This window comes from Citrobacter sp. Cpo074 (assembly GCF_030332745.1).
Lineage (GTDB): Bacteria > Pseudomonadota > Gammaproteobacteria > Enterobacterales > Enterobacteriaceae > Citrobacter > Citrobacter portucalensis.
Genome location: NZ_JAOWHG010000027.1, coordinates 1,483,600 through 1,506,654, shown reverse-complemented (window position 1 = coordinate 1,506,654; position 23,055 = coordinate 1,483,600). Strand labels below are relative to the sequence as shown.

Here is a 23,055-nt window from a genome sequence, read left to right as displayed (position 1 = left end):
TTAAGTACTCATATTATGCAACGCATTATTCTAATCATCATTGGCTGGATAGCGGTAGTGCTAGGTACGCTGGGCGTTGTATTGCCTCTGTTGCCGACGACGCCGTTTATACTGCTGGCTGCCTGGTGTTTTGCCCGCTCATCGCCGCGTTTTCACGACTGGTTGCTTTACCGTTCGTGGTTCGGCGGGTATTTGCGCCACTGGCAAAAACACCGTGCGATGCCGCCGGGAGCAAAACCGCGCGCTATTTTGTTGATCCTGGTGACGTTTGGTATTTCACTTTGGCTGGTCAATATGATGTGGGTACGCGGCCTGCTGCTGGTTATTCTCGCCTGTTTACTGATTTTTATGTGGCGGATCCCGGTGATTGATGAAAAACAACAAAAGCAGTAAAGCGCAATAATCGCTGTTGCAATTGTCTCTCACAGCCAGTAAATTCGACCGTTTTCGAGCACAGGCGCAGGTGGTCAAAGGTTAAGCAAGTGTAACCTTGACTCTTACATAGACACAAAATCATTCAAGATACGTCGAGGATGAAGTGTATAGTGCGCCGTGAAGTAATACTGTATTAATCAGGCACAAACTTATGACCGCGACAGCACAGCAGCTTGAGTTTCTCAAAAATAGCATCAAAAGCATCCACGACTACCCAAAACCGGGCATTCTCTTTCGTGATGTCACCAGTTTACTGGAAGACCCGAAAGCCTACGCCCTCAGCATTGAATTGCTGGTTGAACGCTACAAAAATGCGGGTATCACTAAAGTGGTTGGCACCGAAGCGCGTGGCTTCCTGTTTGGCGCGCCGGTAGCGTTGGGGCTGGGTGTCGGCTTTGTTCCGGTACGCAAACCCCGTAAGCTTCCGCGTGAAGTTATTGCTGAGACCTATGAGCTGGAATACGGCACCGATCAGCTGGAAATCCACGTTGATGCCATCAAACCTGGCGATAAAGTGCTGGTTGTGGACGACCTGCTGGCAACTGGCGGCACGATTGAAGCGACCGTGAAGCTGATCCGCCGTCTGGGTGGTGAAGTTACCGATGCTGCTTTTATCATTAACCTGTTTGATCTGGGCGGCGAACAGCGTCTGGAAAAACAGGGGCTGACTTGTTATAGCCTGGTTTCATTCCCGGGCCACTAATTTAGGGCTATCTTTTTTGCCATTTTGGCCCCGGTCAGTGCTCGAAATCCTCACGTACTGCGTGTACGCTCCGGTTTCTGTGCGCTGCCCGAAACCAAACTGACTGCAACGATAACGCCCGAATATAACGTGTCAACCTCGCCGTCGCTGCGAGGTTGTGTTAGCATTATCCCCCTGTGAATCCACCCTCCAGCCTTTCAGAGCCTGCCAATGAGTTATCAGGTCTTAGCCCGAAAATGGCGCCCACAAACCTTTGCTGACGTCGTCGGCCAGGAACATGTGCTGACGGCACTGGCGAACGGCTTGTCGTTAGGGCGTATTCATCATGCTTATTTGTTTTCCGGCACCCGTGGCGTCGGGAAAACCTCTATCGCCCGTTTGCTGGCGAAGGGATTGAACTGTGAAACCGGCATCACCGCCACGCCGTGCGGCGTGTGCGATAATTGCCGGGAAATCGAGCAGGGGCGTTTTGTCGATCTGATTGAAATCGATGCCGCCTCACGCACCAAAGTCGAAGACACCCGTGACCTACTGGATAACGTCCAGTATGCGCCTGCGCGTGGTCGCTTTAAGGTCTACTTGATCGACGAAGTGCACATGCTGTCGCGCCACAGTTTTAACGCCTTGCTGAAAACGCTCGAAGAGCCGCCCGCGCACGTTAAGTTCCTGCTGGCGACTACCGATCCGCAGAAGCTGCCGGTGACTATCCTGTCGCGCTGTCTGCAATTCCATCTTAAAGCGTTGGATGTCGAACAGATTCGCCATCAGCTTGAGCATATCCTCAAAGAAGAGCATATCGTCCATGAACCACGTGCACTGCAACTGCTGGCTCGCGCCGCGGACGGCAGCCTGCGTGATGCGCTGAGCCTGACCGATCAGGCGATCGCCAGCGGCGATGGTCAGGTCTCGACCGAGGCGGTCAGCACTATGCTCGGCACGCTGGACGACGACCAGGCGCTCTCGCTCGTTGAAGCGGTTGTGGCTGCGGACGGCGAACGCGTTATGGCGCTGGTAAACGACGCTGCCGCGCGCGGTATCGAATGGGAAGCGCTACTGATTGAGATGTCGGCTTTGCTGCATCGTATTGCCATGGTTCAGCTTTCGCCTGCCGCGCTCGGCAGCGATATGGCCGCCATTGAACAGCGTATGCGTGAACTGGCGCGAATTGTTCCGCCAACTGATGTGCAGCTTTACTACCAAACTTTGTTAATCGGGCGCAAAGAACTGCCGTATGCGCCGGACAGGCGAATGGGCGTCGAAATGACGCTGCTGCGTGCGCTGGCTTTTCATCCGCGCATGCCGCTCCCGGAACCTGAAGTTCCACGACAGTCGTTTGCCCCGGTCGCACCCACGGCGGTGATGACCCCGACGCAGGTGCAGCAGCAGCCTGCGCCTGCCCAACAGCAACAGAATGTGCCGCTCTCCGATGCCACCAGTCAGGTGTTGGCGGCGCGTAGCCAGTTGCAACGTGCTCAGGGAGCAACCAAAGCAAAAAAGAGTGAACCGGCAGCCGCTTCCCGCGCGCGGCCGGTGAATAATGCTGCGCTGGAAAGACTGGCTTCGGTGTCGGAACGTGTTCAGGCGCGTCCGGCGGTCTCTGCGCTGGAAAAAGCACCGGCGAAGAAAGAAGCGTATCGCTGGAAAGCGACCAATCCTGTTGCAGAAGTTAAAGAAGTCGTTGCCACGCCGAAAGCGCTGAAAAAAGCGCTTGAGCATGAAAAAACGCCGGAACTGGCGGCAAAGCTTGCGGCTGAAGCCATTGAACGCGACCCGTGGGCCGCCCAGGTGAGTCAGCTCTCGCTGCCTAAACTGGTGGAGCAGGTGGCGCTTAATGCCTGGAAAGAAGAGAATGGCAACGTAGTTTGCCTGCACCTGCGTTCCACGCAGCGACACCTAAATTCCAGCGGCGCGCAGCAAAAACTGGCTGAAGCACTGAGTTCCTTAACGGGGTCAACGGTTGAATTGACCATCGTTGAAGATGATAATCCAGCGGTGCGTACGCCGCTGGAGTGGCGTCAGGCCATTTATGAAGAGAAACTCGCGCAGGCGCGTGAGTCGATTATTGCGGATAATAACATCCAGACGCTGCGTCGTTTTTTCGATGCGGAGCTGGACGAAGAGAGTATTCGCCCCATTTGATCGTGAGCCTATTGGTTTGACGGTCGTCATCCCTTAACGTGATTGAGAGAGAAGCCTATGTTTGGTAAAGGCGGTCTGGGTAACCTGATGAAACAGGCCCAGCAGATGCAAGAAAAAATGCAGCAGATGCAGGAAGAAGTCGCCAAGCTGGAAGTGACCGGCGAATCTGGCGCGGGTCTGGTAAAAGTGACCATTAACGGCGCGCACAACTGCCGTCGCGTGGAGATCGATCCAAGCCTGCTGGAAGACGACAAAGAGATGCTGGAAGATCTGGTTGCTGCGGCATTCAACGACGCGGCGCGTCGCATTGAAGAGACGCAGAAAGAGAAGATGGCCTCTGTTTCCTCCGGAATGCAGCTGCCGCCTGGCTTTAAGATGCCATTCTGATGCAAACCAGCCCGCTGTTAACTCAGCTTATGGAAGCACTGCGCTGTCTGCCGGGCGTTGGCCCGAAGTCGGCGCAGCGCATGGCGTTCACGCTACTTCAGCGCGATCGCAGCGGCGGGATGCGTCTGGCACAGGCGTTAACGAAGGCAATGTCGGAAATCGGCCATTGTGCCGATTGCCGCACCTTCACAGAGCAAGACGTCTGCAACATTTGCTCGAACCCGCGTCGGCAGGAAAACGGTCAGATTTGTGTGGTGGAGAGTCCGGCGGACATCTACGCCATTGAGCAAACCGGGCAGTTTTCCGGACGTTACTTCGTGCTGATGGGACACCTGTCGCCGCTGGACGGTATTGGCCCTGATGATATCGGGCTGGATCGTCTCGAACAGCGACTGGCGTCTGAGCAAATCAACGAACTGATCCTGGCGACCAATCCCACGGTCGAAGGAGAGGCGACCGCCAACTATATTGCTGAGCTTTGCATGCAATATGGCGTTGAAGCCAGCCGTATCGCCCATGGCGTTCCGGTAGGCGGCGAGCTGGAAATGGTCGATGGCACCACGCTGTCGCACTCTCTGGCAGGGCGACACAAGATTAAATTCTGAACAAACGGAGGCCGCGACGGCGGCTTCCGCTTGAAATCCTTCCCGCTTGTCCCCATTTCACCCTCAACGTGTTTTTACCATTGAAAATGGCATTGTTGAGGTAGATCTACATGAAAGGACAAGAAACTCGTGGTTTTCAGTCAGAAGTAAAACAACTTCTGCACCTGATGATCCATTCTCTGTATTCCAATAAAGAAATCTTCCTGCGTGAGCTTATCTCTAACGCCTCGGATGCGGCAGACAAGCTGCGTTTCCGCGCCCTGTCTAACCCGGACCTGTATGAAGGCGACGGTGAGCTGCGTGTACGTGTTTCCTTCGATAAAGATAAGCGTACGTTGACCATTGCCGATAACGGCGTGGGGATGAACCGTGATGACGTTATCGATCATCTGGGGACCATTGCGAAATCCGGTACTAAATCTTTCCTCGAATCCATGGGATCCGATCAGGCGAAAGACAGCCAGTTGATCGGCCAGTTCGGGGTGGGTTTCTACTCTGCGTTCATCGTGGCGGACAAAGTCACCGTGCGTACCCGCGCTGCGGGCGATAAGCCGGAAAACGGCGTGTTCTGGGAATCTGCGGGCGAAGGTGAGTACACCGTTGCCGACATCACCAAAGACGATCGCGGCACCGAAATCACCCTGCATCTGCGTGAAGGCGAAGATGAGTTCCTTGATGACTGGCGCGTACGTTCCATCATCAGCAAATATTCCGACCATATCGCGCTGCCGGTAGAGATCGAAAAATCCGAAGAAAAAGACGGCGAGACCGTGGTTTCCTGGGAAAAGATCAACAAAGCGCAGGCGCTGTGGACCCGTAACAAGTCGGAAATCAAAGACGACGAATACAACGAGTTCTACAAGCACATCGCCCACGACTTCACTGACCCGCTGACCTGGAGCCACAACCGTGTGGAAGGTAAGCAGGAGTACACCAGCCTGCTGTACATCCCGTCCCAGGCTCCGTGGGATATGTGGAACCGCGATCACAAGCATGGTCTGAAACTGTACGTCCAGCGTGTGTTTATTATGGACGACGCCGAGCAGTTCATGCCGAACTACCTGCGCTTTGTGCGCGGTCTGATAGATTCCAACGATCTGCCGCTGAACGTTTCCCGTGAGATCCTGCAGGACAGCACCGTCACCCGTAACCTGCGCAGCGCGCTGACCAAACGCGTACTGCAGATGCTGGAAAAACTGGCGAAAGACGACGCGGAAAAATACCAGACCTTCTGGAAACAGTTCGGCCTGGTACTGAAAGAAGGCCCGGCGGAAGATCACGCCAACCAGGAAACGATCGCTAAGCTGATGCGCTTCGCGTCTACGCACACTGACTCCTCCGCACAGACCGTGTCGCTGGAAGACTACGTGTCGCGGATGAAAGAAGGGCAGGAGAAAATCTACTACATCACCGCAGACAGCTATGCGGCAGCGAAGAGCAGCCCGCACCTGGAACTGCTGCGTAAGAAAGGCATCGAAGTGCTGCTGCTTTCTGACCGCATCGATGAGTGGATGATGAACTACCTGACCGAGTTCGACGGTAAGGCATTCCAGTCTGTTGCCAAAGCTGACGAGTCCATCGACAAGCTGGCGGATGAAGTTGATGAATCGGCAAAAGAAGCGGAAAAAGCGCTGACGCCGTTCGTTGAGCGCGTGAAAACCCTGCTGGGCGACCGCGTGAAAGAAGTGCGTCTGACTCACCGTCTGACCGACACGCCAGCCATCGTCACCACCGATGCGGATGAAATGAGTACCCAGATGGCGAAACTGTTTGCCGCTGCGGGCCAGGCCGTACCGGAAGTGAAATATATCTTTGAACTGAACCCGGACCACGTGCTGGTAAAACGCACGGCGGATACCCAGGACGAAGCGCAGTTCAAAGAATGGGTCGAACTGCTGCTGGATCAGGCGCTGTTTGCTGAGCGCGGCACGCTGGAAGATCCGAACCAGTTCATCCGTCGTATGAACCAGTTGCTGGTGTCCTGATACCCGTAATGTAATGCCGGATGGCGTTAACGCTTATCCGGCCTACAGCATCTCGTAATAGTATGCCGGATACGGTGTTTCCACCGCCATCCGGCATTTTCTCGCCTTATTTTTAATTTTCCCACCGTTAACCGTTTCAGCGTCGGGCGTCTTTCTTGAGCCAATTGCGTGATGGTGGTATCGTTTAGCGCTTTTTAAAAAATATCGACAACCTTTAAGGGGATTTTCGTAATGCGTATCATTCTGCTTGGCGCTCCGGGCGCGGGTAAAGGAACTCAGGCTCAGTTCATCATGGAGAAGTATGGTATTCCGCAAATCTCCACCGGTGATATGCTGCGTGCCGCCGTGAAATCTGGCTCCGAGCTGGGCAAACAAGCGAAAGACATCATGGACGCCGGTAAGCTGGTGACTGATGAGCTGGTGATCGCGCTGGTAAAAGAGCGTATTGCTCAGGAAGACTGCCGTAATGGTTTCCTGCTGGATGGCTTCCCGCGTACTATTCCGCAGGCAGACGCCATGAAAGAAGCGGGCATCAACGTGGACTACGTTCTGGAGTTCGATGTTCCTGACGAACTGATCGTTGACCGTATCGTGGGTCGTCGCGTACACGCTGCTTCTGGCCGCGTTTACCACATCAAATTCAACCCGCCTAAGGTTGAAGGTAAAGACGACGTGACCGGCGAAGAGCTGACCACCCGTAAAGACGATCAGGAAGAAACTGTACGTAAGCGCCTGGTGGAATACCATCAGATGACCGCTCCGCTGATCGGCTACTACTCTAAAGAAGCGCAGGCGGGTAACACCAAATACGCGAAAGTTGATGGCACTCAGGCCGTTGCTGACGTGCGCGCAGCGCTGGAAAAAATCCTCGGCTAATTTTTTCGCGTAATAAACCTCTTATCAGGCCTGCCATTATCGCGTAGGCCTGATAAGCGTAGCACCATCAGGCAAATTCTCGTCTTACCTCTCACAGCAATTAGTTCTTCTTTATCGCTTTTCCGCTACAATTATCAACAATTTGAATCGATAAGAGGCGGTAATGCGTCAGACGAAAACCGGTATCCTGCTGGCAAACCTCGGCACTCCCGATGCCCCAACCCCCGAAGCCGTTAAGCGCTACCTGCGCCAGTTTTTAAGCGATCCACGCGTAGTTGATACGTCACCTGCACTGTGGTGGCCGCTTCTGCGCGGGGTGATTTTACCGTTGCGTGCGCCACGCGTAGCCAAGCTGTACCAGTCAATCTGGATGGAAGACGGTTCCCCGCTGATGGTTTATAGCAAGGCACAACAGCGTGCGCTGGCAGAGCGCCTACCAAATACCCCTGTTGCGCTGGGAATGAGCTACGGTTCGCCGTCGCTTGAAAGCGCGGTCGATGAACTGTTGGCAAGCGGGGTTGAACACATGGTAGTGTTACCGCTGTACCCGCAATATTCCTGTTCGACGGTGGCGGCAGTCTGGGACGAGCTGGCGCGTATCTTAGCGCGTAAACGCGGTATTCCTGGCGTTTCATTTATTCGTGATTACGCCGATGACAGCAGCTACATCGATGCGCTGGCGAAGAGTGCCCGGGATTCATTTGCTCAACACGGTGAACCTGATTTGCTGCTGCTCTCCTATCACGGCATTCCGCAGCGTTACGCCGATGAAGGCGATGACTACCCGCAGCGCTGTCGCGATACCACCCGAGAGCTGGTTTCAGCGCTTGGCCTGCCGCCAGAAAAAGTAATGATGACCTTCCAGTCTCGCTTTGGTCGCGAACCGTGGCTGACGCCGTATACCGACGAAACGTTAAAAATGCTGGCGGAGAAAGGGACACAACATATCCAGGTTATGTGTCCGGGCTTCTCGGCAGATTGCCTCGAAACGCTGGAAGAGATAGCGGTACAAAACCGGGAGATTTTCCTCGAAGCTGGCGGTAAACAATATGAGTATATTCCGGCGCTTAATGCCGCACCGGAACATATCGAAATGATGGTTAAACTGACCGACGCTTACCGTTAAAGCTGGGCTCTGAAGTAACGAGCGCCTTCCCGTAATGCATCGTCGGCGGTTTTCATCATTCGCGAATAGTGCAGGAAGGCGTGCAGCGTACCGGGGTACATTTTGTACTGGCAGGGCTGCTGATGCGCCTGCAACGTCTGGAATAGTAAGCGGCTATCGTCAATCAGCGGATCAAACTCAGCGCCAGCGATAAAACACGGTGGCACGTCACGCGTCAGATCGTTATTAAACAGGCAATAATACGGTGACTCGCGATCGTCAGCGCTACGCAGGTACGCGTTTTCGTACATCTGCAAGTCCTCGCGGGTTAACCCATCCCACGCTCCGCCCATCAGCCGTCGACTCAGTGAATCTTGCAGGCCGTAAAGCCCATACCACAACAGCACTCCAGCCACCTTGCCGGAGACAATGCGTTTATCCCGTAGCCACAGCGCGCTGGCAAGCGCCAGCATGGCTCCGGCGGAATCGCCCGCAAAACCGATATGATTCACATTAAGAGAATAGTCGCCAGCGTGCTGATGAAAATACTGGCAGACGGCGGCAATCTCTTCGATAGCTTGCGGGAAACGGGCTTCTGGCGCAAGCGAATAGTCGATACCAATTACCGTGCACTGCGTATAGCGCGCCAGCAGGCGCATAATACGGTCGTGGGTATCCAGATTACCGAGAATAAAACCGCCGCCGTGCAGATAATACAACGTTGCCAGGCTATGAGGCTGCGGTGAGTAAATACGTGTGGCCACGGGGCCGCATGCGGTAGAAATAACGCATTCGCGGGTATTCATCTCTGGGGCATCGGCATTCCACAGCTGCCGTTCATGAATGTAGTGTTGGCGCTGGGCCACGAAGTCATCTGCAGGGGGCCACGGCGGCAGATCGTCGCGATGAAAATTCACCACGCTTTTCATTTCATCCGAAATTCTGTCGAGTACGGGGATCTTGTTTTCCGGCTTCATAAAACGCTCCTTGTGAAGGTGAGTTATTGTAGAAATTAATCCCGTATAAACTGCGATCTCACCGTCTGATATTGAAACTTAGCGCCGCATCGCATGCGTGGCAGGGAATGTGCTACCATGCATCGCTCAGTTAACCACCCGTAAAATCGACCATGAAATTTCCCGGTAAACGCAAATCCAAACACTATTTTCCCGTCAGCGCGCGCGATCCGTTGCTGCAACAAATTCAGCCAGAAAATGAAACCAGCGCAGCCTGGGTGGTGGGCATCGACCAGACGCTGGTGGATATTGAAGCCAAAGTGGATGATGACTTTGTAAAACGTTATGGATTAAGCGCCGGGCATTCTCTGGTGATTGCCGATGATGTCGCAGAAGCGCTCTACCAGGAACTGGTACGTGAAAATTTGATCACCCATCAGTTTGCGGGCGGTACTATCGGTAACACGATGCACAACTACTCTGTGCTGGCGGATGACCGCTCGGTGCTGCTGGGCGTGATGTGCAGCAATATTGAGATTGGCAGCTATGCTTACCGCTATTTATGCAATACCTCCAGCCGTACCGACCTGAATTACCTGCAAGGCGTTAACGGACCGATTGGCCGCTGCTTTACACTGATTGGCGAGTCAGGTGAGCGTACCTTCGCAATCAGCCCTGGGCATATGAATAAGCTACGAGCTGATAGCATCCCTGAATCAGTGATTGCCGGAGCGTCCGCGCTGGTGCTGACGTCCTATCTGGTGCGCTGCGAACCGGGTGAGCCGATGCCGGAAGCGACCATGAAGGCGATTGAATATGCCAAAAAACACAATGTGCCGGTGGTTCTGACCCTGGGCACCAAATTCGTCATTGCCGATAACCCGCAGTGGTGGCAGGCATTCCTGAAAGAGCATGTCTCTATTCTGGCGATGAATGAAGAAGAGGCTGAAGCGCTGACCGGCGAGAACGATCCGCTGCTGGCATCTGACAAGGCGCTGGATTGGGTGGATCTGGTGCTGTGCACGGCGGGTCCGGCGGGTCTGTATATGGCGGGCTTTACGGAAGAAGAAGTGAAACGTAAAACCCAGCATCCGCTGCTGCCAGGTGCTATTGCCGAATTTAACCAGTACGAATTCAGCCGCGCCATGCGCCATAAAGACTGTACCAATCCGCTGCGCGTGTATTCGCACATCGCTCCGTATATGGGCGGGCCTGAGAAGATAATGAACACCAACGGCGCAGGTGACGGCGCGCTGGCGGCATTGCTGCATGATATTACCGCCAACAGCTATCACCGCAGCAACGTGCCTAACTCCAGCAAGCACAAGTTCACCTGGCTGACCTATTCGTCGTTAGCCCAGGTGTGTAAGTATGCTAATCGCGTGAGTTATCAGGTGCTGAACCAGCATTCACCGCGCCTGACGCGCGGTTTACCGGAACGTGAAGACAGTCTAGAAGAGTCGTACTGGGACCGTTAAATCTTGTATAGGCCGGATAAGCGATAACGCTATCCGGCATGGACATTAACTGGCCGTAGCAACTTCACCTGCAGGCGGTGTTTCAATCAGCTCCAGCATGGTGCGGGCGATTTCACGCTCACCCATGACGACCTGGTTGGCGCCGCGTTCGGTAATATATTCCACCTCATCGTCATAATGTGCGCGGGCGATAATCTCAATCGACGGGCATTTCTCACGTGCAGAAGCGACAATTTCACCCGCTTCATAACCATTGGGGATGGTCAACAGCAGCCAGCGCGCGCAATCCAGATGCGCCAGATTCATAATCTCTTCGTTGGCGGCATTTCCCAGTACCGCGCGGATCCCACGCTCGCGCAGTTCATCCACCCGGGTACGCGAGGTTTCGATCACCACCAGCGGGATCCCTGCAGCCATCAATTTCTCACCCAGCAGGCTGCCGACGCGACCAAAGCCAACCAGCAAGGCATGATTGCAGATATCCACCGGAATTTGCTTCTCTTCTTCGATAGCCTCTTCCAGCGTCTGCTCCTCCAGCGTTTCTGTTTTGGCGAGGTATTTTTCTAACACCGCAAACAGCACCGGGTTGAGCATGATGGACAGGATTGCCCCCGCCAGCACCAGATTCTGTCCGGCCTGTGGCAGCAGGTTCAACGCCATTCCCAGACCCGCCAGGATAAAGGCAAATTCACCAATCTGCGCGAGGCTGGTGGCAATGGTGAGCGCCGTGCGTTGGGAGTGACCAAACAGGCGCACCAGGAAATAGGCGGCAAGGGATTTACCAAAGATGATAATCGCCAGCGTGCCCAGTACCGCCAACGGCTGCTGGATCAGAACTAACGGATCGAACAGCATCCCGACGGAGACGAAGAACAGCACGGCGAACGCATCGCGCAGCGGCAGAGTATCATGCGCCGCACGGTGGCTTAGTTCAGATTCATTCAGCACCATACCGGCGAAGAACGCGCCCAGCGCAAAGGAGACATCGAACAGCTCTACTGCGCCAAAGGCGATACCTAAGGCGAGGGCGAGGACAGAGAGGGTAAACAGTTCGCGTGAACCGGTTGCGGCGCTGCGGGCCATAATCCACGGTACCAGGCGACGACCCACCAGCATCATAATCGCGATAAACGCCACCACCTTACCGATGGTAATGCCCATATCGACGGCCAGCGAGGCGAAGCCGACGTCTTCTTTTTCCAGCATCCCGGCGACGGCTGGCAGGAGAACCAGCGTCAGCACCATCATCAGATCTTCGACAATCAACCAGCCAATGGCAATTTGCCCGCGCTGGCTGTCAATGAGCTGTCGTTCTTCAAGCGCACGCAGTAGCACCACGGTACTGGCGGTTGAAAGACACAGACCAAAGACGATACCCACCATCAGTGACCAGCCCAATATGGCGGAAAGCGCCATACCCAGCAGCGTTGCCACCGCTATCTGGGCAATCGCGCCGGGAATGGCGATAGACTTTACCGCCATCAAATCCTTCAACGAAAAGTGCAGCCCCACGCCAAACATCAGCAGAATAACGCCAAGCTCGGCCAGCTCAGGCGCGAGCTTAGTATCAGCAACAAAACCAGGTGTAAATGGACCGGCCAGAACGCCCGCTAACAGATATCCCACCAGAGGAGAAATACGCAGTTTATTGGCAATCATGCCTAATATAAAAGCGAGCACAAGGCCGCCGACAATGGTGGTGATAAGCGGGGTGGCGTGATGCATTCCGTCTCCTTTGGTTGCTGTGATAATCCTAAAAACCCAAACTACGAGTAATAGTTTATGACAATTTTAATGTTTATGTTTATGAATAATTGTTGAATTTTGAAGAAAACGGGATTTTAAGCGTAAAAAAGCACGGATCGGAAAAGTACGGTGATATGTGAGAGGTAAAGGCTGATGGCTACTGCAAGTAATGACGGCCAAAATTTACTTTTGGCCGTCAGAAAATCAGGCTTTGTGTCGGTTATCAGGTAAGAATATGGTCAGTATCCCCAGAAGTGGCAGGAAAGCACATATTTTGTAGACCAAATCGATGCTGGTATGGTCGGCTATCAGCCCTAGCACCGCGGCTCCCAAGCCGCCCATGCCGAAGGCAAACCCGAAAAATAGCCCAGAAACCATGCCGATACGCCCAGGAAGCAGCTCCTGCGCGTAGACCAAAATAGCAGAAAACGCCGATGCGAGGATAAAACCAATGATCACGGTTAAAATCCCGGTCCATTCCAGCGTTGCGTAGGGTAAAACGAGGGTAAATGGCGCAACGCCGAGGATAGAGCCCCAAATAACATATTTTCTGCCAATTTTATCGCCTAATGGTCCGCCAATCACCGTCCCGGCCGCGACGGCAAACAGGAAGGCAAACAGATGAAACTGGGCGTTTTGTACCGATAATCCGAATTTTTGCATCAGATAAAAGGTGTAATAGCTGCTGATGCTCGCCATATAGAAGTATTTGGAGAAAATCAGCACCAGCAGGATGCTTACCGCCAGCACCACTTTATTGCGCGGTAACGGATTTACGATGGCGACTTTCGGTTTTCCTTTACTCATCCGATGCTGCGCGGCATACCAACGGCTGATTTGTGCCAGGACGACAATCGCTAATAACGCAGCCAGAACAAACCAGGCCACATTACCCTTACCATATGGCGCGATGATGACAGCTGCCAGCAAGGGTCCCAGAGAGCTGCCGAAGTTGCCGCCAACCTGGAAAATTGACTGCGCCAGGCCGTGACGACCGCCGGAGGCCATGCGCGCCACGCGGGACGATTCCGGATGAAATACCGAAGAGCCGGTGCCAACCAGCGCCGCGGCGAGCAGCACCATATGGAAACTACCGGCCATGGCCAGCAAAACAAGCCCACTCAGCGTGAAGCACATCCCAATGGGCAGCGACCACGGCATCGGGTATTTGTCCGTCCAGTAACCCACCACCGGTTGCAGCAGCGAGGAAGCAAGCTGGAAGGTTAGGGTGATCATCCCGATCTGCATGAACGTTAGCGAGAACTCTGACTGCAATAGCGGATAAATCGCCAGGATCAGCGACTGAATCATATCGTTTAGCAGATGGGAGAGGCTGATCGCTCCTAAAATGCCAAATGAGGTGCGTGCTTTAGCAACCGACGCTGACGCGCCAGCCACAGGCTGGGTTGGTTCACTTATTGCCATAGAAAGTCACTTCTGTTTGGGTTGCGATTATGAGGGTAATCTATTTTGTTATTATTACCTGACTAACATACCTGCGGAAGGTGTTTGAAGGAAGTCTCATTTCTGAAAACATTTTCGACTATTATTTCATATCATTGTAATTTCAGTCGTTGATTTTGGCTCAGGGAGAGAAATATGAAGTTTTTAAAACGGGGCGTGGCGCTGGCGCTATTAGCCGCATTTACGCTGGCAGGTCAGCCTGCACAAGCGTACGAAAAAGATAAAACCTACAAAATTACCATTCTGCATACCAACGATCATCACGGTCACTTCTGGCGCAGCGAATACGGAGAATACGGACTGGCGGCGCAAAAAACGCTGGTGGACGGTATTCGTAAAGAGGTGGCAGAGGAAGGGGGCAGCGTACTGCTGCTTTCCGGTGGCGACATTAATACCGGTGTACCGGAGTCCGATCTGCAGGATGCGGAACCTGATTTTCGTGGGATGAACCTGATTGGCTATGACGCGATGGCGGTCGGAAACCACGAGTTTGATAATCCCATGACCGTACTGCGCCAGCAGGAAAAATGGTCCAAATTCCCGTTTCTCTCGGCCAATATCTATCAGAAAAGCACCGGCGAGCGTTTGTTTAAGCCGTGGGCCATCTTTAAGCGGCAGGATTTAAAAATTGCCGTACTCGGTTTAACCACCGACGATACGGCAAAAATAGGCAACCCCGAGTTCTTTACCGATATTGAGTTCCGTAAACCTGCTGATGAAGCCAAACTGGTTATCCAGGAACTGAATATGGGTGAAAAGCCAGACATCATTATCGCGACCACCCATATGGGACATTATGACAACGGCAACCACGGCTCGAATGCCCCTGGCGATGTCGAAATGGCGCGTAGCCTGCCGGCGGGATCGCTGGCGATGATTGTCGGTGGTCACTCGCAGGATCCGGTGTGTATGGCTTCAGAGAACAAGAAGCAGGTTGATTACGTACCAGGTACGCCGTGTGCGCCAGACAAGCAAAATGGGATCTGGATTGTGCAGGCGCACGAGTGGGGGAAATATGTGGGCCGGGCGGACTTTGAGTTCCGTAACGGCGAAATGAAAATGGTCAACTACCAGCTCATTCCCGTCAACCTGAAGAAAAAAGTGACCTGGGACAACGGTAAAAGTGAGCGCGTACTCTACACCCCGGAAATAGCTGAAAATCAGCAAATGCTTTCGCTGCTGACGCCGTTCCAGAATAAAGGTAAAGCGCAGCTCGACGTGAAAATAGGTAGCGTCAATGCGCGCCTCGAAGGCGACCGAAGCAAAGTCCGTTTCGTGCAGACCAACATGGGACATTTGCTGCTGGCTGCGCAAATGGCGCGAACCAGCGCTGATTTTGGCGTGATGAGCGGCGGTGGCATCCGTGATTCCATCGAAGGCGGCGATATCACTTATAAGAGCGTGCTGAAAGTACAGCCGTTCGGAAACATCGTGGTGTATGCCGACATGAGCGGGAAAGAGGTGATTGACTATCTGACCGCCGTGGCGCAAATGAAGCCGGACTCCGGGGCCTATCCGCAGTTTGCTAACGTCAGCTTTGTGGCGAAAGACGGCAAGCTTAACGATTTGAAAATCAAAGGCGAACCCGTTGACCCAGCCAAAAACTATCGTATGGCAACGCTAAGCTTCAACGCAACCGGCGGCGATGGCTATCCGCGAATTGATAACAAACCAGGCTATGTGAATACCGGGTTTATTGATGCAGAAGTGCTGAAAGAGTTCGTGCAGAAGAACTCACCGCTGGATGCCAGTGTGTATGAGCCGAAGGGTGAAGTTACCTGGCAGTAATAGGGCTATTTTGTTCGCCATTTTGAACGCGGGCAGTGCTCGGAATCCTCACGTACTACATGTACGCTCCGGTTCCTGCGCGCTGGCCGAGTCCAAACTGCCTTCACCAATAACGCCCTGTTGAGTATTCGGTTTGTAGGCCTTAAAGCTGCGCGCCATCAGGCAATCAGTCTATAACCGCTTAATCGCGACGAGCGATGTCGGCGAATTTCGCATCCAGAATTTTCGCCAGGTCGCCCGCTGCCAGTTCGATATCCAGCCCGCGTTTGCCGCCGGAAACATAAATGGTGTCAAACGTCTGGGCAGGGGCATCAATGAGCGTTGGCAATCTCTTTTTTTGTCCTAATGGGCTGATCCCCCCCACCAGATAACCGGTGGTTCGTTGCGCAACCATTGGATCGGCCATATCGACCTTTTTAGCCCCCAGCGCCTTAGCGACCTTTTTGAGATCCAATTGACCGGCTACAGGCGTGACCGCAACCGCCAGATGCTTCATATCGCCATTCACGGCAACCAGCAGCGTTTTGTAGACCTGGTCCGGATTCAGACCTAACTTGCGTACCACTTCATCACCAAAGTTCGTCTCGGACGGGTCGTGATCGTAGGTGTGAATCTGGAAAGAAATTTTGTTTTTTTCGAGTAATTTAACGGCGGGTGTCATAGCAATTTTCCTGGACCAGACAAAATACGACTCAAGCATACGCCTGATGTCTGTCTAAAAAATAGTACCATCTTGCGCAATAGTATTGGCAGGATGATGACTTTGAGCGACAATCGAACTACACCGATGCTTTAAGCATTGGGATCATAATAATGATGAAATTCCTCTTTGACGGGCCAATAGAAATATTGGCCATTTTTTTTACCGTAACATCTCCGGCAAATTTCCCTCTCCGTACAGATGCAACGCGCCAACGGCCACGACGTAATGACCAGCAGGCATCGCCCTGAGCCGATCGCGCCAGGCTGTGTTGCGTTGATGCATCAATACGTCATACAACGACTGGCTAAAGGTATTGGGAAGCGTCAGTTCGCTATTGCGTGGCGGTGTTTTAAGCCACCAGCCCATCATCTGTTGCAACAATCTGGCATTGGTATGCCAGTGCGTCAGAGTATCGTCCAACAGAGCCAGTCCGTTATCAGGCAACTGACATAACAGCTCGATTTGACTGGATGCGCCCTCCAGTTCGATAACGGGTTTATGCGCTTGTTTTGCCGCTTTCAGCAATTGGTAATCAATCCCGTATTCTGCCCGTAGACCCAACTGCTGTGCCTGTGTCGCCTGTAATACCATGGCGATTTGCCACAACGGCTGAGTAGATAACAGCGATGGGGAAATACCCAGTTCGTTGGTGACTTTACGCAGGTTTTCTAACTGCTCCGGGCTGATACGTTCTTCGAGTGCGGCAAATGTAGGAAGGTTAGCAAACGGCGCGTCGTCACCGGAAACATCCGCTTCGACAATCAGCGCGTCGGCATGGTTGAGTTTTTTGAGTAATTTGGCAGGCAGAGGTGCCATATCGCGACTGCCCATGTGAATACTGCCAATCAGATGAAAATGGCGGTTGCCGGGCAATGAAATGTCGATGGCAGGCCAGGTATAGTGGTTGCCGCGTAGCGCGGTGAAAAATGTTTTTACCCGGTATAACAGATCCATACGACCTCCCTAAGTAGACTTTCATGCTAGCGCGAGGTCCGGGAAGGTGCAATGCGCGAATTGCCGGATGGCGACGCGAAATCGTCTTATCCAGCCTACAATGTTACCTGCACTTTGTAGGCCGGATAAGCGTGAGCGCCATGCGGCAGAGGGTTACTCTTTCGGTTTGAAGCGCAGCAGTCGGTTAGCGTTGCTCACCACAGTAATGGAGGAGAGCGCCATCGCCGCCCCGGCAACGACCGGATTCAGCAGTGTTCCGGTGAACGGCCACAGGATCCCCGCGGCAACGGGAATACCGATGCTGTTATAAATAAACGCGCCGACCAGGTTCTGCTTCATATTACGCAACGTTGCCCGGGAGATAGACAGTGCATCCGCAACACCCATCAGGCTATGGCGCATCAGCGTAATCGCGGCGGTTTCAATCGCTACATCGCTGCCGCCACCCATGGCAATCCCTACATCGGCCTGAGCCAGCGCAGGTGCATCGTTGATACCGTCACCCACCATGGCAACCTGACGCCCCTGGCTTTGCAGACGTTTAATCGCCTCGGCTTTACCGTCCGGCAGAACACCGGCAATCACCTCATCAATACCGGCTTCTTTGGCAATAGCGTTAGCCGTGGTCGGGTTGTCACCGGTAAGCATCACCAGACGATATCCGTTGCGGTGCAGGCGCTGAAGTGCTGCCACGCTGTCGCTACGCAGCGGATCACGCACCGCTAACAGAGCAGCCGCTTTACCATCAATCGCCAACAGGACCGGGGTTGAACCCTGGGATGCCTGAGCGGTGATTTCAGCTTCCATTTCAGTGGTATCTACCTGTTGCTCATTGAGCAGCGCCTGGTTGCCCAGCAGCAGCGTATGACCTTCCGTTTCACCGCTTACGCCTAAACCGCGCAGCGTACGGAAACCATTGACCTGTGGCAGCGTAACATCACCGGCTTTGTCCAGTATCGCTCTGGCCAGCGGGTGGCTGGATCCCTGTTCAAGGGCTGCTGCCAGACGAATTGCCAGTGCTTCATCGGTGTTGCCAAACGTTTTGATGGCGACAACCTGCGGTTTACCTTCAGTCAATGTCCCGGTTTTATCAAATACGACGGTGTCGAGCGTACTGGCACGCTGCAGCGCATCGGCATCACGTACCAGAACCCCAAACTCAGCGGCACGACCCACACCAGAAATAATCGACATTGGTGTTGCCAGGCCCAGCGCACAAGGGCAGGCAATAATCAGTACGGTAGTGGCAATCACCAGCGTATAAACAATTTGTGGTGCCGGCCCGAAGAAATACCAGATTGCCGCACTCACCAGCGCAATGACGACGACGACCGGAACGAACACTGAGGAGATACGGTCGGCTAGTTTGCCAATCTCCGGTTTACTGCTTTGCGCCTGGCGCACCATACGAATAATGCGTGAAAGCGTGGTGTGGCTGCCAACGGCACTGGCGCGGAATAGCACGCTGCCGTCCTGTACGACCGTACCGGCGTGGACGCTATCGCCTTCGCCTTTTTGTTGCGGAATAGGCTCTCCGGTCAGCATGGCTTCATCCAGCCAGGCTTCGCCCTGAGTGATTTCGCCATCTACCGGAACGCGGTCACCGGTGGTCAGGCGCAGCAACATTCCCGCCTGAACGTCTGCCAGCGGCACGTTCTTTTCACCTTCGTCAGTAACAACACGCGCGGTCGGCGGCGTCAGATCGAGTAATTTTTCCAGTGCTTTGGACGAACGCTGGCGAGCCCGCGCTTCCAGCATGTGCCCGAGGTTAATCAGACCGATAATCATCGCACTGGCTTCATAATAGAGGTGTCGCGCTTCCATCGGGAACCATTGCGGCCAGAGGTTGACGCTCATGGAATAAAGCCATGCCACCCCCGTACCCAGCGCCACCAGCGTATCCATAGTCGCGGTGCCGTTCATCAGGCTTTTCCACGCGTTGCGGTAAAAATGACCGCCCGCGAAAACCATCACGGCAAGCGTTGCCAGACCAATCGTCAGCCACAGGCTGCGGTTGTCGGCAGTGACCATCATGTTTTCGCCAATCATTCCCCATACCATGACAGGGATACCCAGCAGCAGCGCGACGGCCGCCTGCCAGCGAAAACGTTTCATGGTTGCTACGGCGGTTTCTTGCTGACGCTCGCGGCGCTTAACATCATCTTCAATGGCTTCTGCGCCGTAGCCCGCTTTTTCCACCGCTTTCACTAACTGGTCGGCGGACGCACTGCCCATTACCAGCGCAGTACGTTCCGCCAGGTTTACCCGTGCCTGCGTGACACCCGGTACGCTTTGCAGAGCATCTTGTACGCGGATAACACAGCTGGCGCAGCTCATGCCGTTTAACAGCAACTGTTGGCTGTCATCATCAGCCGTAGCTGCCGGAAGCTCGGAAGGGACCGCTGCCAGTGCTTCCGACGGGATTGATGACTCCGTCAGCGGTTTAGCCTTTGGGTGGCTTAACTCCGCGCCGTAACCGGCTTGTTTAATGGTTTCAATCAGCGCTTCAGCACTGGCGCTCCCGGTGATGTGCGCTTCAGTCACAGTGACATCCGCTTGCTCAACGTCCGGGCGTTGCTCCAGACTTTCTTTAACGCGTTTTACGCAGTGACCACAGGACAAGCCGTCTAGGGTTAGATCGATTGTTTGAGACATAACCAACTCCTTTATTGCAGGATTAACTGACTGTGATAAAGGTTAAACCTTCCATCTAGGGGAAGGTCAAGGGAGTTTTTAGAAAAGGTGCAAAAAGGGCGTAAAGGAAGAAAAACGGGAACGTCAGGTCAGCTCGTTCCCGGTCTGTTATTGATTGAGAACGATAAGCGGCGTTCGATGCTGCGGTTCATTCATCACCGTGAGATCGGCGCCGTACAGTGCATTTAGTGACGATTGCTGCAGAACATCCTGCGGACGACCGTTATCAACTATCCTGCCGCGTTCCATCAATACAACGCGGTCAGCATAGCGCGCCGCAAGGTTGAGATCGTGCAGGACGCAGCAGACGCTGAACTGTCGTTCACCTACCAGACGACGCAGCAGACGAAAAAGATGCTGTTGGTGGTGAATATCCAGGGCGGAGGTGGGTTCATCGAGAAACAACCATTTGGGCCTGGGTTCGGGCTCCCAAAGTTGAACCAGCAGACGCGCCAGCTGTACCCGCTGTTGTTCTCCTCCCGACAGGTGCCGGTAATCGCGCGCGGCCAGCGCCTGGCAGTCACACAACGTCATGATGTGCTCCGTTTCATCGCCCGTGTTGCGCGTACGATACGGATGCCTGCCCATGCGGATGACCTCCTGCACGCTAAACGGGAAGGCCATATGACTGTTCTGGCGCATCACAGCACGGGTTTTTGCCAGCTCGGTGATTGGCCACTCGTTCAGCGGCTTGCCAAACAAGCTACAACGCCCGCTGTGGGGCTGCAGATAGCCCGTAAGCTGGCGGAGTAACGTCGATTTTCCGGCCCCATTCGGGCCAAGAATCGCGATGATTTCTCCATCAGGTAGCGTCAGGGAAACGTCATCGGTCAGTCGTCTGCCCTGAATGTGGTAGACCAGATTTTCAGCGACGATCATGACATCCTCCGGCTACGCAGTATTAACCACAGGAAATACGGTCCACCGATCAGGCTGGTTAACAGACCAACGGGCATTTCGGCAGGCTGAACAAGTGTGCGGGCCAGCGTGTCGGCAATCAGAAGTAAACAGGCACCGGCCAACGTAGAGCAAGGAATCAACCAGCGATGATCGGCGCCGGTAGTCATTCTGATCAGATGCGGGATCACCAGGCCAATAAAGCCAATCACGCCGCTGACGGAAACGGCAGCGCCAACCAGGAGCGAGCTGAGCAACAGTAACTGCTGGCGCTTACGTTTGACGTTTACGCCGAGGTAATGCGCCTCTTCATCACCCAACTGCAGCAAATTAAGCGTTCCCGCCATACAGACGGTGACTGCAATGGCTGGAAGAACAAACGTGCTGGCAACCAGCAGCGTTGGCCACTGGGCCTGGCCGAGATTCCCCATCATCCACAGCGTAAGTTGACGTAGCTGCTGTTCGTCGCCCACATAGCTCAGCACACCAATAGCCGAACCGCACAGAGCATTGATAGCGATACCTGCTAACAGTAGTTGCATCATTCCGCCGTGGTTATGACGCTGACTTATCAGGAAAATAATCGTGCAGACCACCATGCTGCCCGCGACGGCAAAAATCATCTGCTCATACAACACCAGCACTACGGGGAATGAAAATGGGATAACTATCGCGATGCCGACCATCAGCGCGGAGCCGCTGCTGACGCCAAGCAGGCCGGGATCGGCCATTGGATTGCGAAAAAGTCCCTGCATAATGACCCCTGCCGTAGCCAGCGCAGCACCGACCAAAACGGCCAGCAGTACGCGGGGCAGGCGGATGTTCAACCAGATATCTCGGTATTCGTCGTTGAACAGGGCGCTGAAGCTAATGTTCAACGCCCCCTGGCTGGCACCGAACAGCATCAGAGCGACCAGCAAGAGAGAAAGGCCCGTCAGAATGCTGACGGAAGAAAGCGAGTCCTTAAGCACGCAACGCTCCATAACGTCTTTGCGGCGCGAAGTTTCCGCGCCGCGAGGGGTTTACGCGGGTTTCAGTCCCGGCTCAACTAAACTGTAAATCTGGTTATTGAGTGTCGGCGCCGTGGCCAGTTCGTGAATGTGCCTGGCAACATCCGCGCGCATCACAAAGCCATGACACTCCTCGGCCTGTATGCGTTGCGCCAGACCTGTGGCTTCACCATTCAGCAAACCGCCGGGGCGGAGAATGGCGTAGTCCAGTAGACTGGTTTGTAGCCAGCTTTCAGCCAACGATTTTTCCCGTACGGCCTGGCCAAATGCGGCCCTGGCGCGTGGGGACAAAAAGGGCCAACTGTCGCCACAGCCCAGAGAGGTAACCAGAATCATGCGTTTGATCTCAGCTTTTTCTGCTTCATCAATGACGGTTCTGTGCGCCAGATAATCCTGGGCACCGCCCATGGAGGAGATCACCGTGGCATGCTGACCCGCTGCACGACAGGCGCAGGCGGTGACCTGGCTGTCGCAGGCGTCGCCAATAAAGACCTGCACACCTTTTTCCTGCAGCCCGGCAGCAACCTGGGGATTGCGAACGACAGCAATCAACGGACGATGCTCCGCCAGTGCGAGCTCCAGCGTTTTCGCGCCGACGCCGCTTCCACCTGCACCAAAAATAAGCCATGGAGCCATCAGGCATGTTCCTTTAAAGATGAGGACAACGTGTGAAAGGCGCTGACCTGTTCGGCCAGCAGCTGTCGATGCTCATCGCGACCGAGGAAAATTTTGAACATAGCGCTACCCGCCTGGTTGAAGAAGAGAATGGACGCAGTGTCCATTCCCATAAATTTGCGTTCAATCAGGGCAATATGCGTGCAGTTTTCTGCCTTGATATGACCGGTCATGCCTTTTTTGCCGCGCAGGTTGAAGTAACCGTGGCGGTGGAATCCGGAAGGTAATTCGCCGGTGAATTCCAGAATGACATCAGCAGTATGGACCAGGGTGGTGACTTTGCCCCATTCGCAGACGGTTTCCCAGACGGTATCAAATTGACTGCCGGAAACCAGCGTTGGGGAAGGGAGGTTTTTCACTACCTCCAGCAATGTAGTGTTGTACTGGGCTGCGATAGCTTCCAGCGTACCGTCCGGCTCAGTTTTCAAAAAATCCTGTAAAGAGACATGGCTCAT

General features: G+C 54.1%; 20 protein-coding genes and 1 other annotated feature. Of the genes, 10 read left to right on the top strand and 10 right to left on the bottom strand.

Annotated features, from left to right (window positions below; genetic code table 11):
- Positions 1–15 precede the first annotated feature (15 nt).
- The 8 genes from OGX83_RS11835 (at position 16) to hemH (ending at position 8,256) form a co-directional block, all read left to right on the top strand.
- The gene (locus tag OGX83_RS11835; RefSeq protein ID WP_008783969.1) at positions 16–393 is read left to right on the top strand and encodes a DUF454 family protein; all 378 of its coding nucleotides are present in this window, start codon (positions 16–18) and stop codon (positions 391–393) included.
- Between the two features lie 193 nt (positions 394–586).
- Positions 587–1,138, top strand: coding sequence for an adenine phosphoribosyltransferase (gene apt, locus OGX83_RS11830; protein WP_286588083.1), 552 nt, complete (start codon positions 587–589; stop codon positions 1,136–1,138).
- Between the two features lie 210 nt (positions 1,139–1,348).
- A complete protein-coding gene (gene dnaX / locus OGX83_RS11825; RefSeq protein WP_100272830.1) occupies positions 1,349–3,277 on the top strand; it encodes a DNA polymerase III subunit gamma/tau in 1,929 nt (642 codons plus the stop codon).
- Positions 2,610–2,674, top strand: a sequence feature (DnaX frameshifting element). (Overlaps the previous gene by 65 nt.)
- Before the next feature lie 57 nt (positions 3,278–3,334).
- The gene (locus tag OGX83_RS11820; protein ID WP_003021764.1) at positions 3,335–3,664 is read left to right on the top strand and encodes a YbaB/EbfC family nucleoid-associated protein; all 330 of its coding nucleotides are present in this window, start codon (positions 3,335–3,337) and stop codon (positions 3,662–3,664) included.
- The gene (gene recR / locus OGX83_RS11815; RefSeq protein WP_003021767.1) at positions 3,664–4,269 is read left to right on the top strand and encodes a recombination mediator RecR; all 606 of its coding nucleotides are present in this window, start codon (positions 3,664–3,666) and stop codon (positions 4,267–4,269) included. The genes OGX83_RS11820 and recR overlap by 1 nt, the downstream gene beginning before the upstream one ends.
- Before the next feature lie 110 nt (positions 4,270–4,379).
- Positions 4,380–6,254: a molecular chaperone HtpG gene (gene htpG / locus OGX83_RS11810; RefSeq protein ID WP_032942554.1), complete on the top strand. Its 1,875-nt coding sequence runs from the start codon at positions 4,380–4,382 to the stop codon at positions 6,252–6,254.
- A gap of 231 nt (positions 6,255–6,485) precedes the next feature.
- Complete coding sequence (gene adk, locus OGX83_RS11805; RefSeq protein WP_003021773.1) at positions 6,486–7,130, top strand: adenylate kinase; 645 nt, start codon at positions 6,486–6,488, stop codon at positions 7,128–7,130.
- Positions 7,131–7,293: 163 nt separating this feature from the next.
- A complete protein-coding gene (hemH, locus tag OGX83_RS11800; protein WP_003831052.1) occupies positions 7,294–8,256 on the top strand; it encodes a ferrochelatase in 963 nt (320 codons plus the stop codon).
- On the opposite strand, the gene aes is transcribed toward hemH, so the two are convergent.
- On the bottom strand, positions 8,253–9,212 hold the full coding sequence (gene aes / locus OGX83_RS11795; protein WP_128612068.1) for an acetyl esterase: 960 nt from the start codon (positions 9,210–9,212) through the stop codon (positions 8,253–8,255). The two genes, hemH and aes, sit on opposite strands and share 4 nt — an antisense overlap.
- Before the next feature lie 152 nt (positions 9,213–9,364).
- Between aes and gsk the strand changes: the two genes are divergently transcribed.
- Positions 9,365–10,669, top strand: a complete 1,305-nt coding sequence (gsk, locus tag OGX83_RS11790) for an inosine/guanosine kinase (RefSeq protein WP_003021781.1) — start codon at positions 9,365–9,367, stop codon at positions 10,667–10,669.
- 45 nt (positions 10,670–10,714) lie between these two features.
- On the opposite strand, the gene ybaL is transcribed toward gsk, so the two are convergent.
- Positions 10,715–12,394, bottom strand: coding sequence for a YbaL family putative K(+) efflux transporter (gene ybaL, locus OGX83_RS11785; RefSeq protein WP_048214776.1), 1,680 nt, complete (start codon positions 12,392–12,394; stop codon positions 10,715–10,717).
- A gap of 225 nt (positions 12,395–12,619) precedes the next feature.
- Positions 12,620–13,840, bottom strand: a complete 1,221-nt coding sequence (gene fsr / locus OGX83_RS11780) for a fosmidomycin MFS transporter (RefSeq protein ID WP_003021788.1) — start codon at positions 13,838–13,840, stop codon at positions 12,620–12,622.
- A 174-nt stretch (positions 13,841–14,014) separates the two neighbouring features.
- On the opposite strand from fsr, the gene ushA reads away from it, so the two are divergent.
- Positions 14,015–15,667 carry a bifunctional UDP-sugar hydrolase/5'-nucleotidase UshA gene (ushA, locus tag OGX83_RS11775; RefSeq protein ID WP_057067773.1) on the top strand — a complete coding sequence of 551 codons (1,653 nt, stop codon included), beginning with the start codon at positions 14,015–14,017 and terminating at the stop codon, positions 15,665–15,667.
- 181 nt (positions 15,668–15,848) lie between these two features.
- Here ushA and ybaK read toward each other — a convergent pair whose 3' ends face one another.
- From ybaK to hutX, 7 genes are all read right to left on the bottom strand, one after another.
- Positions 15,849–16,328: a Cys-tRNA(Pro)/Cys-tRNA(Cys) deacylase YbaK gene (gene ybaK, locus OGX83_RS11770; protein ID WP_286588080.1), complete on the bottom strand. Its 480-nt coding sequence runs from the start codon at positions 16,326–16,328 to the stop codon at positions 15,849–15,851.
- A 201-nt stretch (positions 16,329–16,529) separates the two neighbouring features.
- Entirely contained in the window at positions 16,530–17,324 is a 795-nt protein-coding gene (locus tag OGX83_RS11765; RefSeq protein WP_003831057.1) for a TraB/GumN family protein, read from the bottom strand.
- Positions 17,325–17,477: 153 nt separating this feature from the next.
- Complete coding sequence (copA, locus tag OGX83_RS11760; protein WP_032942557.1) at positions 17,478–19,979, bottom strand: copper-exporting P-type ATPase CopA; 2,502 nt, start codon at positions 19,977–19,979, stop codon at positions 17,478–17,480.
- A 147-nt stretch (positions 19,980–20,126) separates the two neighbouring features.
- Positions 20,127–20,897: a heme ABC transporter ATP-binding protein gene (locus OGX83_RS11755; RefSeq protein WP_008783976.1), complete on the bottom strand. Its 771-nt coding sequence runs from the start codon at positions 20,895–20,897 to the stop codon at positions 20,127–20,129.
- A complete protein-coding gene (locus OGX83_RS11750; protein ID WP_048235958.1) occupies positions 20,894–21,886 on the bottom strand; it encodes a FecCD family ABC transporter permease in 993 nt (330 codons plus the stop codon). The genes OGX83_RS11755 and OGX83_RS11750 overlap by 4 nt, the downstream gene beginning before the upstream one ends.
- 51 nt (positions 21,887–21,937) lie before the next feature.
- A complete protein-coding gene (gene chuY / locus OGX83_RS11745; RefSeq protein WP_032942560.1) occupies positions 21,938–22,561 on the bottom strand; it encodes an anaerobilin reductase in 624 nt (207 codons plus the stop codon).
- On the bottom strand, positions 22,561–23,055 hold the full coding sequence (gene hutX / locus OGX83_RS11740) for a heme utilization cystosolic carrier protein HutX (RefSeq protein WP_032942563.1): 495 nt from the start codon (positions 23,053–23,055) through the stop codon (positions 22,561–22,563). Before hutX ends, chuY begins: the two co-directional genes overlap by 1 nt.